The 17,213-nt window shown below is 40.8% G+C and carries 12 protein-coding genes; 5 read left to right on the top strand and 7 right to left on the bottom strand.

Features of this window, described 5'->3' with window-relative positions; all coding sequences use genetic code 11:
* Positions 1 to 56: 56 nt before the first annotated feature.
* Positions 57 to 812: an amino acid ABC transporter substrate-binding protein gene (locus AABI99_RS03055; protein WP_338363200.1), complete on the bottom strand. Its 756-nt coding sequence runs from the start codon at positions 810 to 812 to the stop codon at positions 57 to 59.
* Between the two features lie 113 nt (positions 813 to 925).
* Positions 926 to 2,215 carry a peptide-methionine (S)-S-oxide reductase MsrA gene (gene msrA / locus AABI99_RS03050; RefSeq protein WP_338363199.1) on the bottom strand — a complete coding sequence of 430 codons (1,290 nt, stop codon included), beginning with the start codon at positions 2,213 to 2,215 and terminating at the stop codon, positions 926 to 928.
* Between the two features lie 199 nt (positions 2,216 to 2,414).
* Between msrA and pxpB the strand changes: the two genes are divergently transcribed.
* The 4 genes from pxpB (at position 2,415) to AABI99_RS03030 (ending at position 7,036) form a co-directional block, all read left to right on the top strand.
* Entirely contained in the window at positions 2,415 to 3,074 is a 660-nt protein-coding gene (gene pxpB / locus AABI99_RS03045) for a 5-oxoprolinase subunit PxpB (RefSeq protein WP_338363198.1), read from the top strand.
* A 1-nt stretch (position 3,075) separates the two neighbouring features.
* Positions 3,076 to 4,020, top strand: a complete 945-nt coding sequence (locus tag AABI99_RS03040) for a biotin-dependent carboxyltransferase family protein (RefSeq protein WP_338363197.1) — start codon at positions 3,076 to 3,078, stop codon at positions 4,018 to 4,020.
* A 519-nt stretch (positions 4,021 to 4,539) separates the two neighbouring features.
* Positions 4,540 to 6,213 carry an asparagine synthase B gene (asnB, locus tag AABI99_RS03035; RefSeq protein WP_338363196.1) on the top strand — a complete coding sequence of 558 codons (1,674 nt, stop codon included), beginning with the start codon at positions 4,540 to 4,542 and terminating at the stop codon, positions 6,211 to 6,213.
* A complete protein-coding gene (locus tag AABI99_RS03030; RefSeq protein WP_338363195.1) occupies positions 6,197 to 7,036 on the top strand; it encodes a PhzF family phenazine biosynthesis protein in 840 nt (279 codons plus the stop codon). Before asnB ends, AABI99_RS03030 begins: the two co-directional genes overlap by 17 nt.
* A 4-nt stretch (positions 7,037 to 7,040) precedes the next feature.
* Here AABI99_RS03030 and egtD read toward each other — a convergent pair whose 3' ends face one another.
* A complete protein-coding gene (egtD, locus tag AABI99_RS03025) occupies positions 7,041 to 8,015 on the bottom strand; it encodes an L-histidine N(alpha)-methyltransferase (protein WP_338363194.1) in 975 nt (324 codons plus the stop codon).
* Complete coding sequence (gene egtB / locus AABI99_RS03020; RefSeq protein ID WP_338363193.1) at positions 8,012 to 9,286, bottom strand: ergothioneine biosynthesis protein EgtB; 1,275 nt, start codon at positions 9,284 to 9,286, stop codon at positions 8,012 to 8,014. Before egtB ends, egtD begins: the two co-directional genes overlap by 4 nt.
* A 433-nt stretch (positions 9,287 to 9,719) precedes the next feature.
* On the opposite strand from egtB, the gene AABI99_RS03015 reads away from it, so the two are divergent.
* Positions 9,720 to 11,300 carry a BCCT family transporter gene (locus tag AABI99_RS03015; RefSeq protein WP_338363192.1) on the top strand — a complete coding sequence of 527 codons (1,581 nt, stop codon included), beginning with the start codon at positions 9,720 to 9,722 and terminating at the stop codon, positions 11,298 to 11,300.
* A gap of 99 nt (positions 11,301 to 11,399) precedes the next feature.
* On the opposite strand, the gene AABI99_RS03010 is transcribed toward AABI99_RS03015, so the two are convergent.
* The 3 genes from AABI99_RS03010 to AABI99_RS03000 all read right to left on the bottom strand — a co-directional run bounded on the left by AABI99_RS03010 (position 11,400) and on the right by AABI99_RS03000 (position 17,212).
* Positions 11,400 to 12,104 carry a 3'-5' exonuclease gene (locus tag AABI99_RS03010; protein ID WP_338363191.1) on the bottom strand — a complete coding sequence of 235 codons (705 nt, stop codon included), beginning with the start codon at positions 12,102 to 12,104 and terminating at the stop codon, positions 11,400 to 11,402.
* A 3-nt stretch (positions 12,105 to 12,107) separates the two neighbouring features.
* Positions 12,108 to 14,003: a DUF294 nucleotidyltransferase-like domain-containing protein gene (locus tag AABI99_RS03005; protein ID WP_338363190.1), complete on the bottom strand. Its 1,896-nt coding sequence runs from the start codon at positions 14,001 to 14,003 to the stop codon at positions 12,108 to 12,110.
* A 128-nt stretch (positions 14,004 to 14,131) separates the two neighbouring features.
* Positions 14,132 to 17,212, bottom strand: a complete 3,081-nt coding sequence (locus AABI99_RS03000) for an efflux RND transporter permease subunit (RefSeq protein WP_338363189.1) — start codon at positions 17,210 to 17,212, stop codon at positions 14,132 to 14,134.
* Position 17,213: the final 1 nt, after the last annotated feature.

Here is a 17,213-nt window from a genome sequence, read left to right as displayed (position 1 = left end):
AAAGCGGTTCATGTAAGGTGGTGACCTTATATGAGCCGTTTTTGTTTTCCCGCCTTTTATTCAACTATCAGTTTGTGCTTGCTTTTGAGTGCGTTTATCTTCTTTTCGTTATTTTGTAAAAACTGACTAAACTTTTCAGCTAAGCTTGGGTAATTTACTGTAGATAATAAAAAAGCTTGCTTATCAACAGGTAACTGATGCTGAAAATAGACTGGCACTGGTGTATCGAAAAACTCTGATAAATTATATTCAAGTACATCGCGAGAAATATAAATACAATCTATTCGCTCTTTAAAAAGCAGGTAGATCATTTCAATTACATTATCGGTTTCAAGTAACTTTAGCGCTGGCTTTTTAGTAAGCGCCTGTAAACCTTGTAAAGTAAACCCCCTCACCTTAGCTAATGATTTGCAATCGTTAAATGTGATATTTGGTTTTAGGCTCGCAATACCCGAGTGCGTAATGATGGATGGCTCTGAATATGTAATGGAGGAATGCAGCTTTTTTTTGTATGCATTATGCCAATTTGGGTTGTCAGGGTATTTAAAGTCTACATGTTGATGCTCTATAAATTCTTTATATAAGCGTGGAATAGGCAGTGTATAAAACTCGAACTTTATTTTGTGTTGCTTAGCAAACAGCTCTAATAGTTCTCGACTAAATCCATAGTAGCTTTGTTTATTTTTACCACTGCCATCGTAATAAGGCAGGTATTCTATATTTTCTACACCCACTACATATTTTTTTACTGGCTCACCAAGCGCTATATCGGCTACTAGTACACCGTAAATAACTGCTAAAAAATTAAACAATTTGATAATCAGTCACACCCTATTTATTTACGTATCTATAATCTATAAACCATATTTGAATTTTATAAAAGTTTAATGGCATAAAAAAAGCCCGACTACATCGGGCTTAATTATTAGCCTTTATCACGCGGTATAAATTCGAGCACAGTGGCGTTAATACAATACCTATCTGTACCTCTTGGTCCTTCTCCAGGGAAAAGGTGGCCTAGGTGAATGCCTGTACTTTTTGATTTAAGTTCAATTCTTCTCATGCCCCAGCTTGTATCTTCATGCATGGTTACACTATTTTTAACGGGATGCTTAAACGATAACCACCCTGTGCCCGAATTAAATCTATCACGGGTATCAAATAATGGCTCACCACTTAACTTATCTACAAATGTACCCTCGGGGGTGTTTCTAAATTCTTTGTATTCTTTGCAATAAGGTCTATCGGTACGCTCATGAAATGCAACGTCGTAGGCCTTACTGTCACCAAGTTTGAAGGCGCCTAGCGCTTTATAAAACTCAGCAGGGGTCGCGTAGCCTTGATGCGCATACACCTCTTTACCATTTTCTAAAAACAAAATTGTAGGCGTTGCCCAAGTAGCCGACTTTATGGTTAAACCATTAAGCTCATCAGCATGACGAAACGTCATAGGAATTGAGCCTTTATAATCGTTTGCTACTGTTTTTTTAAACTTTTCACAATATGGGCAGTATTCACGCGAATCGAGTATCACTATATGTTTTCCACTCAATAGAAAGTCATTATCTGCCTCTACTTCTTTGCCTTTATTAAAAACCACACCTGTTGCGTGATCAGGGCAATAACCATTTGGGTTCTTTTGTAAGTAATTTTGATGATATTCCTCAGCAGAGACAAACTCTTTAAGTGGTTTTATTGCGGTGCTAATTTTTCCGTACCCTGCCTCATTTAATAAAGGTTGATACTCAGCTATGAGTTGTTTTGCAATCTGTATCTGTTCCTGCGTAGTTGTAAGAATTATAGAACGATACAGCGTTCCAATGTCATTCCCCTGACGATTAACTTGAGTAGGATTGTGGCCTTCAAAGAAGTTTTTTAATAAATCTTCTGAGGATATGATATTACTGTTGTACATAACTTGGACAACTTCAGCGTAATTATTTTCGTCAAATTGACGAGATTTATCTGTCACGTTTTGGTACGTTGCCTCAAAACCAAAGCCATCTGCGTACCCTGACTCCGCATCAATAACCCCTTCTAACGCTTCGTAACGTTTTTCTGCCCCCCAAAAACACCCTGAGCCTAAAGCAATTGTTTTGATGTGCATGGTAGCCTTTACATTGCTTTGCTCTATTTTGTCGGTTGATAAAGCAAAACAACCTGCGCTAAAAGTAATAGCAGCGCCTAATGTATAAAGTGTGCGAGAGAAAATCATAACTACCTCTAATACCTGCGTGTGTTAATAAAGACCCAATAAGCGGTGTTTTAATTTCAGAAAATAAACGAGTAATAACTTTTAATTTCCCTTTTATTTTTGTGCCATTTACACTGTTGTGATTTGTTATTGCTAAGTACTGAAAAAATCGAAAAAAATATGCTAGCTTTGCAATACGTTATATAAAAAGATAATAATTATGACTGAACTTTTACAAGTCGTGGCGTTAACAAATACTAGTTTGTTCCTTAATGCATCACACCATAAGCAAAGCGACGCACTTGAAACGCAAAAAAAGATTTGGGCACTCACTGCACAGTTAGAGAAAAATGATGAATTTTCTGATTTAGTGCCAGGGATGAACTCTTTGACACTTTATTTAAAATCAGCAACTCATTTAGAAAAATGGCAAACAACATTGCCACAATTGTGGGAGAAGGTGCGCGCATCAACATTTGAAGGAACTCACCATCAGATACCCACTCGTTATGAGGGAGAAGATTTAGACTTTGTTGCCAAAAAAACTAACTTAACCCCCAAGCAAATTATTGAAATACATAGCCAGGCCACATACCATGTTTTATTTTTGGGCTTTCAACCTGGTTTTGCGTACTTGCATGGGCTAGACCCCCGTTTACATATTTCTCGTAGAGAGACACCGCGAACTAAAGTGCCCAAAGGCGCAATCGCATTAGGCTCTGATCAAACGGCTATTTATCCTGCTCAAACACCCGGTGGTTGGCACATTATAGGCCACACAAACACTTCCCTTTTTGACAGCACACATCCAGAGCCGTGCTTATTCAAACCCGGCGATACACTGTCATTTATCCCATCAAACACAGTACAAGGAGCATAGAGTGATAACAGTACTTAAACCAGGTGTTCAGCTTAGCATTCAAGATCGTGGACGTAGGGGTTATCGCCACTTAGGTGTAAGCCAAGCTGGGTGCTTAGACCCTTATGCACAAATTATTGCTAACAAGCTAGTTGGTAATGCTGATAATGAAGCCGTGCTAGAGGTCACCCTGGGCCTATGCGAACTTCAATTTGAGATCGATACAGTGATAGCTATACAAGGTGCCGATCTACACGCATCACTTGATGATACCCCGTTATACCCTGGCTGGAATTATCAAGTAAAAGCAAAGCAAATTTTAAGCTTTGAAACAGGGCGAGCCGGCTTACGCACTTATATTGCTGTGCAAGGTGGTATAAACGTTAATGACGTAATGGGCTCTAAATCTACCGATTTATATGCAGGGTTTGGAGGTTTGAGGGGGAAAGCACTCTGTGAGAACGATCTTATTCCCATCAAAACACCACCTGTATCAATTGGTGAATTTGTAAAGCTTGGCGCGATTGCACCACCAAAATTAAAAACTATCAGGGTCTATGCTAGCCCACATACACACCTTTTAGGCAGTGAGATCATTGAACGTTTCTTTTCAACAGCTTTTAAAGTGAGTCACAACAGTAACAGAATGGGATTAAGGCTCAACCTTGATGAGCCGCTACACCACACTCACTCAGTCGCCTCGCTTGGCACATGCCCAGGCTCTATTCAACTTCCTCCCTGTGGTGAGCCTATTGTATTGCTAAATGATGCCCAAACTACCGGTGGCTACCCTTTGCTAGGAACCGTTATTGAAGCTGACTTACACCAATTTGCGCAATTTAGACCCGGTGACTCTATTGAATTTAAACAAGTTACGCTAGAGCAAGCTAAACTAGCTTCACAAAAGCTCGATGGGCACGTAAATCAGCTTAGTTTAGCGCTTAAATATAAAAAGCGCGCCGCTTGAGTCATCACATAAAAATTAAGCACCCCCTTGCAGTTGTGCTTTTTAATCCTTGTCGCTGTTTATCTCGTCAACATGGATGTTAACAAAATACACCAGCTTACTTGGTAATAAGTTGTAATGAACAGAAGTACAGTTTATGACAACACTGTTAGTGCAATACTCGCTAATCACTAGCCAGCAGGTTGCGCTTATTAATTACTCTAGCATTTAATAAAGGCTAATATGCAAAAGTTTTGGTTTATATTTTTTGCACTTATTTAGTGCATTAATAGGAAGTTATTTTTAACAATAGCTAGGCCAACCCCATACCAACACGCTCTTTCATGAAAAAATCGATGTAAATCTAAACTCTGCCACACCGCTTGCACCCATTAAGTGCAATTACATTGCGCCTGGTGCATAAATTATTCTTAATTAATTGCAAAAGCAGTGTGACTTGAGTAATTATTTCTGATAAAACAAAGGTTCGCAGCACAGCAAGTTGCCCTGCTGCACACATAATAGGAATGAGGAGTTACTATGTGTTCAATTTTTGGTGTATTAGATATTAAATCTAACGCCACTCAGTTGCGTACACAAGCAATTGAAATGTCAAAACTACTAAGGCACCGCGGCCCAGATTGGTCGGGTGTGTATTCATCTGATAAAGCGATTTTGGTGCATGAACGCTTAGCCATTGTTGGCGTATCAAGCGGCGCACAACCACTATATAACCCTGAAAAAACAAATATTTTAGCGGTTAACGGCGAAATTTATAATCACAAAGAACTAGCAGCAGAGTTAGAGGTTGATTTTGAGTTTCAGACTCAATCAGACTGTGAAGTTATTTTAGCGTTATACAAACAAAAAGGGCCTGATTTTTTAGATGATTTAAATGGTATTTTTGCATTTTGTTTATACGATGAAGAAAACGATGCGTACTTAATTGGTCGCGATCACATTGGTATTATTCCGCTTTACACTGGCCACGATGAGCACGGTAACTTTTATGTTGCCTCAGAGCTTAAGGCGCTTTCGCCGATTTGTAAGCATATTGAAGAGTTTCCTCCGGGCCATTATCTTTATAGCAAAGATGGTGAGCTTAAGCCTTATTACAAACGTGATTGGGAAACTTTCGACGCAATTAAAGATAACAGCGCAGAAGCTCAAGACGTTAAAGAAGCATTAGAAGCGGCAGTTAAACGCCAGCTAATGTGTGATGTGCCTTACGGTGTGCTACTTTCTGGTGGTTTAGACTCGTCGGTTATTTCGGCTATTACACAACGCTTTGCCGCTAAGCGTATTGAAGATAACGATGAAAGTGATGCGTGGTGGCCTAAGCTGCACTCATTTTCTGTTGGGCTTGAAGGTTCACCCGATTTGGCCGCAGCACAAAAAGTAGCGGATATGATTGGCACAGTCCATCACCCTATTCATTTTACCATTCAAGAAGGTATTGATGCACTTCGTGAAGTTATTTATCACATTGAAACGTATGATGTAACTACCATTCGTGCCTCAACGCCAATGTATTTAATGGCGCGCCAAATTAAAGCTATGGGTATTAAAATGGTGTTATCGGGCGAAGGCGCTGATGAATTATTTGGTGGCTATTTATATTTCCACAAAGCACCCAACGCACAAGAGTTTCATGAAGAGCTAAACCGTAAAGTGTCAAAGCTGCATATGTTTGACTGTTTACGTGCTAATAAGTCAATGGCTGCATGGGGCGTAGAAGCACGTGTACCGTTTCTTGATAAAGAATTTGTTGATGTGGCGATGCGTATCAACCCTGAAGCTAAAATGTGTAAAGATGGCAAAATTGAAAAGCATATTTTACGTGAAGGTTTTGACGGTTACCTGCCTGATGAGGTGCTATGGCGTCAAAAAGAGCAATTCTCAGATGGTGTGGGCTATAACTGGATTGACACGTTAAAAGAGTTTGTAAATGAGCAAGTGAGCGATCAAGAGCTGGCTAATGCTAAGTTTAAATACCCAATTAACACACCTGATTCTAAAGAAGCGTATTATTACCGCTCTATTTTTGAATCACACTTCCCGGGTGATGCATCTGCTAAATGTGTACCACATGGCAAGTCGGTTGCGTGTTCAACACCAGAAGCACTTGCATGGGATGCATCATTTCAAAATAATGCCGATCCATCAGGGCGTGCTGCTGGCGTTCATAACGACGCATATGCAAGCAAAGACTAAACGCTCCTTTTTATCGCAACGTAGGCTAAAACAGCCTGCGCTGCGATACCTAAAGCATCTCTATTCAGTACCTGTATTTTCTAGTTCACAGCATAATTTAGCTGGCTCAAGTGCGTTAATTGTTATTTATGCGCACGGGTTAAGTACTCGCGTAATGCAAAAAATTGCATCGCACTCTAACCACCCAGCAACCGTATTTTTACATGAGAGTGAAATTTCTCGCCGTGTATGTAGCATTCGTTGGTTTAACCAAACATCAGAAATTAAGCGCTGCGGCCATGGCACCCTTGCCGCTGCAAAATGTTTATTGGCACACTTTGGTTTTTGCCCTTCACACTTTATTTCAAGCGCTAGAGAGCGATTTAAAATTAAGCTAGCAACAGGGCGTGTTCAACTTCAACTATCGGCTATTAATGCAAAAAAGAGTAATGAAGTTATCAGTCTTAGTAATGTGTTTTCGCATTCTATAAAAGCAGCTTACTCAACAGCACATAAAAACGGATATACCGTTGTATTGTTTAAAAACATGGCTAATTTAAAGCATTTAGAGGTTAATTTTACACACTTAGTAAACATACATAGCAATGCGGTGATAGCACTGCACATAGAAAGCATTAATAAAAACAATGCAAGCGCGTATTTTAGGTATTTTGCGCCGCAATTTGGGGTAAATGAAGATACTGCGACAGGCTCCGCCGTGTCGGTTATTGCACCACTTATTTTTAGACTGTATGGTTTAAATAAAGTAACCCTTATACAACATTCACCAAAAGGCGCGCTGCTAAACTATACATTTAGCAGCAATCAGGTGGTAGTAAATTAGGCGGTTACATTGGTCTAAGCAGGCAAAGTGCAAAGTAGTTGTCCTCATCTTGCCATGTTTGCTCAAGTGATAAATTAGCCTGTGCTGCAAGGGTTTTAAATGATTCAAGGGTGTATTTGTGCGAGTTTTCTGTATGAATGCTCTCCCCTTCAACAAAATCTATTTGTATATCGTTGATCACCACACTTTGCTCGCACTTACTCACAAGGTGCATTTCTATACGGCTGTGTACCTCGTTAAATCGCGATTCGTGTGCAAAGTTTTCCAGTATAAATGTGCCATTTAATTCGTTATTTATTCGCTGCAATAAGTTTTTATTAAACGCAGCGGTTATACCAGCTTTATCATCGTAAGCATCCAGTAACACTTGTCGCTCTTTAACTAAGTCAATACCTATTAATACATAACCATTTACCCCACATAAACGATGAAAGTTATTCATTATTTCAATGGCTTTTACGGGCGCAAAATTACCTAATGTTGAACCTGGAAAATACACCAAATTAGTTTGGCTATCTAAGGCCGTATCTTTTGTTAACTGCTTAACCATTTGGCTATGCGTAAAATCACCCAGCAATGGCGTAATGGCTAGTTCTGGGAATAAAGGTGATAGATGCGCTAGCGAGTAATTAAGCATCTCTGATGATATTTCAAAAGGAACAAAGGTTTTAACATTAGCTAAATGAGCTAATAAATACGCTACTTTTTTCCCAGATCCACAACCGGGCTCAATAATCGATAGGTTTTCAGGTAATATCTGGGCAATAGTCTTTGAATAGTCTTCTAATATGGCAAGCTCGGTACGGGTAACATAGTACTCCTTCAACGAGGTTATTTGCTCGAAAAGAGCCGCTCCCTTGTCATCATAGAAGTATTTACAAGGCAGCGTTTTTTGCTGTTGTTCGAGCCCATGTAATACATCATTTAAAAAGTCTTGGTCGGTGATAGATTGCTGATTAATTGCTGTTACTTGGCTCATAGTATGTCCTTTGCTAGTCTAATGCCGCTGCACATCCACGCTTGGTGCGGGTAGAAAAAGTTTCGGTAGGTTATTCGTAAATGATCTTTTGGGGTAAATACACATCCTCCGCGCAAAACCATTTGATTGTTCATAAATTTACCATTGTATTCTCCTGCTACACCACTGAAAGGCTTAAAACCAGGGTAAGGTAAATAGGCGCTATTAGTCCACTGCCAACAAGTGTCGCTTAATTGCGAGATAACATCTGGGTTTTTACATGCACTTGGCGTAAGCAAATCGTTTTGTCGTTGCTTAAGTGCTTGTTGCTGTGCTACATACTCCCATTCAAACTCTGTAGGCAGACGCGCATCGACAAAATTAGCGTAAGCTGCCGCTTCAAAGTAGCTAATATGACTTACTGGCGCATCTAAATTTAAAGGCTGAAGCCCATACAAGGTAAATTCAAACCACTGCCCATCAATACAGTGCCAATATAAAGGGTGACTAAGTTGCTGGGCATTTATAGTAGCCCAGCCATCGCTTAGCCAAAATGAGGGGGTTGTATATGCCCCCGCCTCTATAAATTGTAAATACTCTCTATTACTCACTAATCGATTAGCAAATCTAAACGCATGGATCAGCGCTTGGTGTTTTGGTTGTTCGTTGTCGTAAGAAAAGCCGTTTTTAGCGTCAGTCCCTATATTCGTTATACTTTGGTTAAAGTCTGTGTATATCAACGGGTCTATAGAATTTGTTGGCACCCTCACCCGCTCAGAGGCTTGCTCGTAAACAGGAAAACATGGATTAACCGAAAAATTATATTTTATATCCATAAGCATGAGCTCTTGGTGCTGTTGCTCATGATTTAAACCCAACTCAATAATATTATGCAGCGTTTCATCCGTGCCTAACTCAAGCAATTCATTGACAGCATGATCAACATAACTCCTATATTTGAGCACATCCTCTAAACTCGGACGGGATAAACACCCACGTTCAGAACGCTTAAATTGTTCTCCTATGCCGTTATAGTAGGAATTAAACAGCACTCTAAACTGCTCATCAAAAACTGAGTAATTGGCTAAATATTTAACCAGTAAAAAAGTTTCAAAAAACCAAGTTGTGTGCGCTAGATGCCATTTCATCGGACTTACATCGTCCATCGCTTGTAGTTGGCAATCTTCTGCACTAAGATTTTTAATAAGTGAAAGGCTGCATTGGCGGACTAGCTGAAATTGAGTACGTATTCGTTCATTGCTGTGTGCGTCATTAGTTCTGGTGTTTAACATATTAAAGTTAGTCCTTTCACTTGATGTAATAAATAAAGCCTAAGTCAAATTTTACCTTTGTGCATGTTACACGATGATTAAATTTGGCCTTTAACTTACTTAGCACGTGTACTAATGGGTTAACAACTAAAGAAGTTAGGCTGCTTAGCTGTATATTTAGTTTAAAAACAAACTAATTTTTAACACTTACAAAATTAACAATAGCTTAAATTTTTATCATTAAATAGCCTTTAGCGTTAAGTAATCAGTGATTTATAAGCAAATAGTTTTGTATTTACGATTTAACTCATACTTTATACAAGGTATGATAAAGAATTAAATTAGTTAGTTCTCAAATAAGTTTTATTGTAATTATTAACACTCACTTTGAAACTAATTAACTTAGTATTATGCCGGAACTCTCTGGCTTGTTAGGACAACATAAGAGGTATTCATGAGCGAAAATCATGACAAGTATAGTATTGACAATACGGACTACACCGTAGGTCAAGATAACGTGCAAAAATGGGGATTTGATATACACAATCCTGTTTTTGGTATTAGTGCCGGTTTGATTGTCATCTTTTTAGTCGCTATTCTCGTTACTGATGGCGAAACAGCCAAAGCAACACTTGATGGTATTAAACTCGATATAATAAATAATTTTGATGCGTTTTTTATGTGGGCAGCAAACTTCTTTGTTATATTTTGCTTAGCATTAATTGTCTCGCCATATGGTAATATTCGCTTAGGTGGAGACGCTGCTAAACCGTCGCATTCGCGCCTATCATGGCTTGCTATGTTATTTGCCGCTGGTATGGGAATTGGTTTAATGTTTTGGGGCGTTGCAGAGCCAGTTGCTTACTTTACTGGCTGGTACGAAACCCCACTTAATGTAACCGCAAATACACCAGAAGCTGCCAAAGTTGCCATGGGTGCAACCATGTTTCATTGGGGCCTTCACCCATGGGGTATCTACGCAGTAGTGGCACTTTCACTTGCGTTTTTTACCTATAATAAAGGCCTTCCTTTATCAATTCGTTCTATTTTTTATCCGCTATTAGGTGACAGAGCGTGGGGCTGGCCTGGTCATATTATTGATATCCTTGCCGTACTTGCTACTTTGTTTGGCCTTGCTACATCACTTGGATTAGGCGCGCAACAAGCTTCTGCAGGTATTAATCATGTATTTGGTACCGAAGGTGGTGTTGGTTCCCAGTTATTAGTTATTTTAGGCGTTACTTTGCTTGCAATTATCTCTGTTGTGCGCGGCATTGATGGCGGTGTAAAACTACTTAGTAACATAAATATGCTAATCGCATTTGCCTTACTTTTATTTGTTGGCTTAGTTGGGTTTGCTGTGGCAATCGGTAATGTACCTAATACGGTAATGGGTTATATTGAAAATATCATTCCTCTGAGTATTCCACATGGTCGTGAAGACGAAACATGGATGCATGGCTGGACTGTATTTTACTGGGCATGGTGGATTTCATGGTCACCGTTTGTAGGTATGTTTATTGCGCGCGTTTCACGTGGTCGTACAATTAGAGAGTTTTTAATTGCAGTATTATTAATTCCTACACTAGTGACTATTTTATGGATGTCTATTTATGGTGGCATTGCAATAGATCAGGTTGTGCAAGGCATTGGTAGCTTAGGCGCAAACGGATTAACTGATGTACCTATGGCAATGTTCCAAATGCTTGATGAGCTTCCAATGTCGAGCATACTTTCATTCCTTGCTGTGGTTTTAGTATTGGTATTCTTTATCACCTCATCTGATTCAGGTTCATTGGTTATCGACTCAATCACAGCAGGCGGAAAAGTAGATGCGCCAGTGCCTCAGCGTGTGTTTTGGGCTTCGGTTGAAGGTTCTATTGCTGCAGCTCTTTTATGGATAGGCGGTACTGAAGCTATTCAGGCATTGCAAGCGGGCGCCGTATCAACGGGTCTTCCATTTACTTTAGTGCTACTACTGATGTGTGTAAGCCTAATGCTCGGGCTACGTACTGAGCCACGCGCCACAAAATAAAACCCCTGACTCATAAACGTTAAAACGCCGCAAATATTGCGGCGTTTTTATTGCTTTAGGTATTTCTAATTGGCTAAATTAAACAGCCTATCTACAAAGTTAACTGAGTAGCTCAGCTAAAGGCGTATCATCACGATAATGGTATTGCAGCTGAGCAATGAGTAATTCTGCCGTAGCTAATGCATCAGTTAGGGCATTATGGTTATGATAAGCTGGCAGTGAATACCGCGCGCGGCAATCAGTTAGCCTAAGTGAGCCTACCTTTTGATTAAACAAACGCCCTATTAAGCCCTGGCGAGCACGCAGAGCTCGCTGTTCTAGTTCCATCGTATCGATTAATGCAAACTGGATCCCTTCGTTAATTCGCTCAAGTAATGCATTATTTAGAAAATGCCGCTCTATCGCTGCATAATGCACTACCACGACCTTTCCACTAAGTGCATTAAGTAGCGGCCCTAGTCGAGAGGTTAAATCAGGAGCATCGTCCACTTCTGAATGCGTAATACCATGAATAACAATCGACTCCTCACTTAAGCTTTTACGAGGCTGCACTACCCAATGCTTAGCATGAGCGCAATACACTCTTTGCATTGAAAAAGGCACTAGACCAATGCTGACAATATCGTCAACCTCACTATTTAGACCGGTTGTCTCAAAATCAAGTGCCACGAATGAGACTTCTTTTATTGGCGTATAAATATCACCAAAACCTTGCTGGTAAAACGTTTTTAAATGCTCGTTTTTAGCATTTTTTGCTAACGCTTTATACTGTGCTTGCCAATCAAAATGCGATTGTTTAACCATTAATTACTTCACACCTACATTAGCTGAATAACTAAATTTTAAGTAACTTTGCGCTTTTTCGAGTATCGCGAATGCTTCTTTTAAATTACGTTGTTCAAAGGGCGATAATAAATGCGGATCTATGTCGTTATCGGGCTCTTCTTCTTGCTCTATTTGCCATGCTTGATGACGAATGCGCATCATGGCAATGTACTCGAGCGCATCACGTAAATCTTGTGCCTTGCCCTCAGGTAATAAGCGCGACTCGATAATATCTTCAAGACGCTCAAACGAATTTTGCTTACGCGAGCCTATCGCTAATGCATGTACCCTAATAACATCAGAGAGCGGTGCCGTGCCTCTGCGTTTTAAGTTCATTGAGCGCTTATGTTGGCCGTTATGTTCAAGCACAAAGCCTTTAAAAAAACCAAGTGGCGGTGTACGGTTTCGGGCATTGGCAGCCATATTTGCTAAAAACACGCGGTTTTGTTTTGTTTGCTTAGCAATAAAAGTTTTAAGCTCGTCGGCCCACTTTGTTTTACCCCATACACCATCTAAATCAAAAAATATTGAGCTGTTAAGCAGTGCTTGTGGTTTAGGTAAGGCTATCCACTGTGAGAATTGATCAAACCATTGCGAGCGTGTTTTACGCCATTTTTTAAACGAGGCCATGATCTCGCCGCTGCAATAGGTATAACCACATTGCGCTAGGCCATCACACACAAAATCTGAGAGGTTTTGAAAGTATTCATTGTGTTTTTCATCATCGTAATTGTCATCTAAAATTAGCGCATTGTCTTGATCTGTCACGATGAGTTGCTCATCGCGAGCCATAGAGCCAAGTGCAATAAAACAATATGGAACTGGTGGCGGACCAAATTTTTCTTCTGCCAATACTAATAAACGCTGTTTAAACGTACGCCCTATTACTGCCATAGCGGTACCAATCATATGCGAATTAGCATCTTCGTTTACCATGCGCACAAATACACTTGGTAATTGACGCGCATAATGTGCTAAATCTTCAATGGTTTGCTGCGCTAAAATACCGCGTACCAAAAGTAAACTACTTTGCGATTCGTACCTTAAAATATCAGATTGTGAAATAACACCTATAGGCCGGCGCTTTTGTACCACAGGTAAGTGATGTAAATTATCACGCAGCATAGCAAGCACGGCTTCAAATACATATGCATTTGAGTCGAGCAGTACAAGGTTAGTCGACATAATTTTATCTGCAGTCACATCGAGCCCTAAGCCTTCGGCAACAACTTTTGTACGTATATCACGATCGGTAATGATACCGACAATTTGCCCATCGTCTTCTTCTGGGTCGTCGCTTATTGGTTTATTTAAATCGGTCACTAGCACTGATGATATTGCTTCTTCTGTCATTACCTTAGCAACATCTTGTATGGTGGTTTGCGTGCTTAGCGTTACCACATCGCGATGAATGAGCGACTTAACTTTGGCGGTTGTTAAATCGTTGCTGTCGGCTTGCTCAACTAAGGCTTGGCGAAGGCGTACATTGCCATCGGCTTCAAAATAATCAGCAAAACTATCAAACTCATCGCAATAACGATTAAACAATTCAAAGTTAATACAATAAACCAGTGTGTCTTCCAACGCCTTGGCAGGAAAGCGCACTTTACGGTTCATCAACAACCCCATTTGACCAAAAATACCGCCTACATCTAAACGATTATAGAGCTCGTTATTACGACGATATATTTCCACAGAGCCACTGCGAATTATAAATAAATCAGCGATGTCTTGGCCTAACGTTAAAATATCAGTTTGCGAGCGGTAGTAAGCTACCTCAACTTGTTGAGCAAGCTCGTTTAAAGCGTTTGTTGGTAAGTCATCAAATGGCGGGTGCTGCGCTAAAAACTGCGCAATTTCAACTTGTTCAGCTTGCATTGGGGATTCCTTGTGGCTACACAAAAGGGTTAGATGCTCAAGTTGCTATCTTAACAAACAAAGTCTGCCAATCAAGCCAAAAGCATGCCCTGCACTTTTTTAATTTAAAAGTATGCAGGGCCTTAAGGTTAGTCTATTTTCTCAAGTTCTTGTGCTAGCTTTTTAGACTCATCACCACGCGGCGAGGTAAAGCGAGCTAGTCCTAAGTAGATAACAGGCGTTAGATACAGCGTAAATAATACAGCCAACGCTAAGCCACCAAACACAACCCAGCCAATGGCATTCCTAGCTTCAGCGCCAGCCCCTGTAGAGAGGATCAAAGGGAGTGCACCTAACAGTGTTGAAATGAGCGTCATGGTTATTGGACGCAATCGAACTAACGCCGCTTGTTCAACCGCTTTTCTGACCGTTAAGCCTTGATCACGTAACTGATCGGCAAACTCAACCAGTAAAATCGCATTTTTAGCAATTAAACCTATCAGCATAACTAAGCCAATTTGAGAGTAAATATTTAGCGACGTGCCGGTTAAATAAAGCGCTAATATAGCCGAGGTAATACCAAAAGGAACGGTTATCATCACCACTACCGCGCTGTTTACATTTTCAAACTGTGCGGCTAGCACTAAAAATACAATCAAAAAAGCAAGGACATAAGTGATAAGCACTTCGCTCGATGTTTCTTCATAGGTGAGTGCTTCGCCTTTAAACGCAAGTGCAATGCCAGGCGCTAGCGACTGCTCCGATACGTTTTTAATTTGCTCAACTAGAGCTGCTATGGTTAATGACTCTGGCAGCTCCATACTAAGCTCTATTGAGCGGCGCTGGGCATGACGTTCAAGCTCTGCCGCCACGCCTTCTTCAGAAATATATGCCACACTACTTAACGGTACTAAATTGCCATTCCCTGCCCTTATATATAAATTGGCTAAGTCGCTAGGGCTGTTAATTGTTTGATTTTGTGCCTGTAACATAATTGGCACCGATTGATCACCAATGTTTAAGTCTTCGATGTCATCACCGTTGATTGCTGCACGTAATGTAACCGCAATATCGTTAAGTGATACTCCAAGCTCTTGTGCACGGCGTCTGTCAATATTGACTCTAAGCTGTGGTTGCGATGGCTGATAGGAAATACGCACAGGCGCCACCTCTGGAACGGCTTTTTCAAGGGCCGCTGAGAACAGTTGAGCCGCTTTAAATATTTGCAAATAATCTTGCCCAAGCAAAGCAATTTCTACGCCTCCCCCTTGGCCGCGTAAGTTTAAACTATTCGCTCCACCAGGATAAGCCGGTGCTCCTGGTATATTACCCAGTGGCTGGCGTATTTTATTAATGATTTCTTGCTGGCTAAAATGGCGCTCATCCCAGTGCTTTAATGGTACTGTGATAAATACAATATTTGGATCCCATTGACCTACCACCGTGTAGATAGACTCAATTTCGCCGCTTTCGACAAACGGAAGTAAAATGTCTTCCATTTTTATCGCTTGTCTATCCATAAAGTTAAGCCCTACACCATCTGGGCCACGTGCAAATATACGAATTTTACCTCGATCTTCTGTTGGCAAAAGTTCGTTATCTAGACTGGCGTACAATGCACCTGATCCGGCTGCAACTAATACACACACCGTAAACGTAAGCCATGCATGATTAAGCACTTTATGAATTGATTTTGTATAAATACCGCCAAGCCAATGACCTAATTTAGCAAACGGGTGAAAACCACCCTGCTTCAACTTTAATTTAGAGGTCAGTGCAGGCACTAAAGAAAGCGCCACAAAGCTTGATATAATAACCGCGCCGGCAAGTACACCACCAAACTCTCTAAACAAACGCCCTGCGGTTGAGGGTAAAAACGCAATGGGTATAAATACAGCAGACAGCACGGCGGTGGTTGCTACAACAGCAAAAAACACTTCTCGCGTGCCTATTACTGCCGCTGCACGGCGTCCCAAACCTAAGCCTCGTTGGCGCTGAATATTTTCACTCACTACAATAGCATCATCAACAATTAAGCCTGTGGCTAATACGAGCGCTAATAAAGTTAAAATATTTATCGAAAAACCTAATGCCCATATCAAAGCTAATGATCCGATTAACGCGACAGGAATTGCAAATGCAGGCACTAAGGTAGCTCGCCATGAACCAATAAACACCCATAATGTGATCACCACTAACAGCACAGTAAGCAGTAAAGAGTAAATCACTTCATCTACTGAGCTTCTTATAAACTGAGCATCGTCGGAGGTAAGTGTAAATTCCATTTCAGGGAAACGCGTTTGCATACTTTTAATCAGCTTAAGCACTTCATCTGATATCTCTATTGTATTTGATTGTGCTTGACGGATAATTTCCATGCCTATGACAGGCTTTCCATTAAGCCTAACCATTGAGCGCGGATCGGCAGGGCCAAAATACACAGAGGCAATGTCGCTTATTTGTGTATCGCCTTGGATTATAATATCGCCAACTTGCTCTGGTGTAATAGAGGTTGCATCCGCACGCACGATAATCTGCTGATCGTTTGACTTTAAGCTTCCTGCGGGTACATCAAATGGCGCTTCGCTCAGTACTTGAGCGACATCTGGGACGGTTAAATTAAAGCTACTGAGTTTTAAGGGATCTATGCGTACTCTTAACACTCGCTCCCTGTCACCATTTAATCGTACATCTGCCACCCCTGGAATGGTTAAAAATTGCGGGGCTAAATCAACGTTCACACGTTCGGTAAGCGCTTCAAGTGATAAACTTTCGCTTGATACAGTCAGTGATACAACCGCCTCAGCGTCATTGTCGGCTTTGATAATAGAGACGCGTTCTACTTCCTCAGGAAGGTCACGCTCTACACGCGCAACAGACTCTCGGGTTTCATTTGCGGCGTCATCTAAGTTTATGCCGGGTCTAAACTCGACCACAATTCGCGCATTGCCCTCTTCACTTTGTGCGCGTATTGATTTTACACCGCTTACACGCGCAACCGCCCCTTCTAGTTTACTGGTTACTTCGGTATCAACCGTTTCTGGAGAGCCGCCGGGAAACGGAGCTGAAACTGTAATACGTGGCCTGTCTACATCTGGCAGTTCTCTAACCTCTACGCCTGCAATGGCGGCAATACCTGCAATGATGATTAATAAATTAAGAACCACAATAAGTACAGGGCGACGAATCGCCATTGAGGGTAAGTCATGCATTATAGCTTGCTGTTTCATA

Source organism: uncultured Pseudoalteromonas sp. (genome assembly GCF_963922945.1).
Lineage (GTDB): Bacteria > Pseudomonadota > Gammaproteobacteria > Enterobacterales > Alteromonadaceae > Pseudoalteromonas.
The sequence above is the reverse complement of the archived record's forward strand: the minus strand, read 5'-3'. Positions and strand labels throughout refer to the sequence as shown.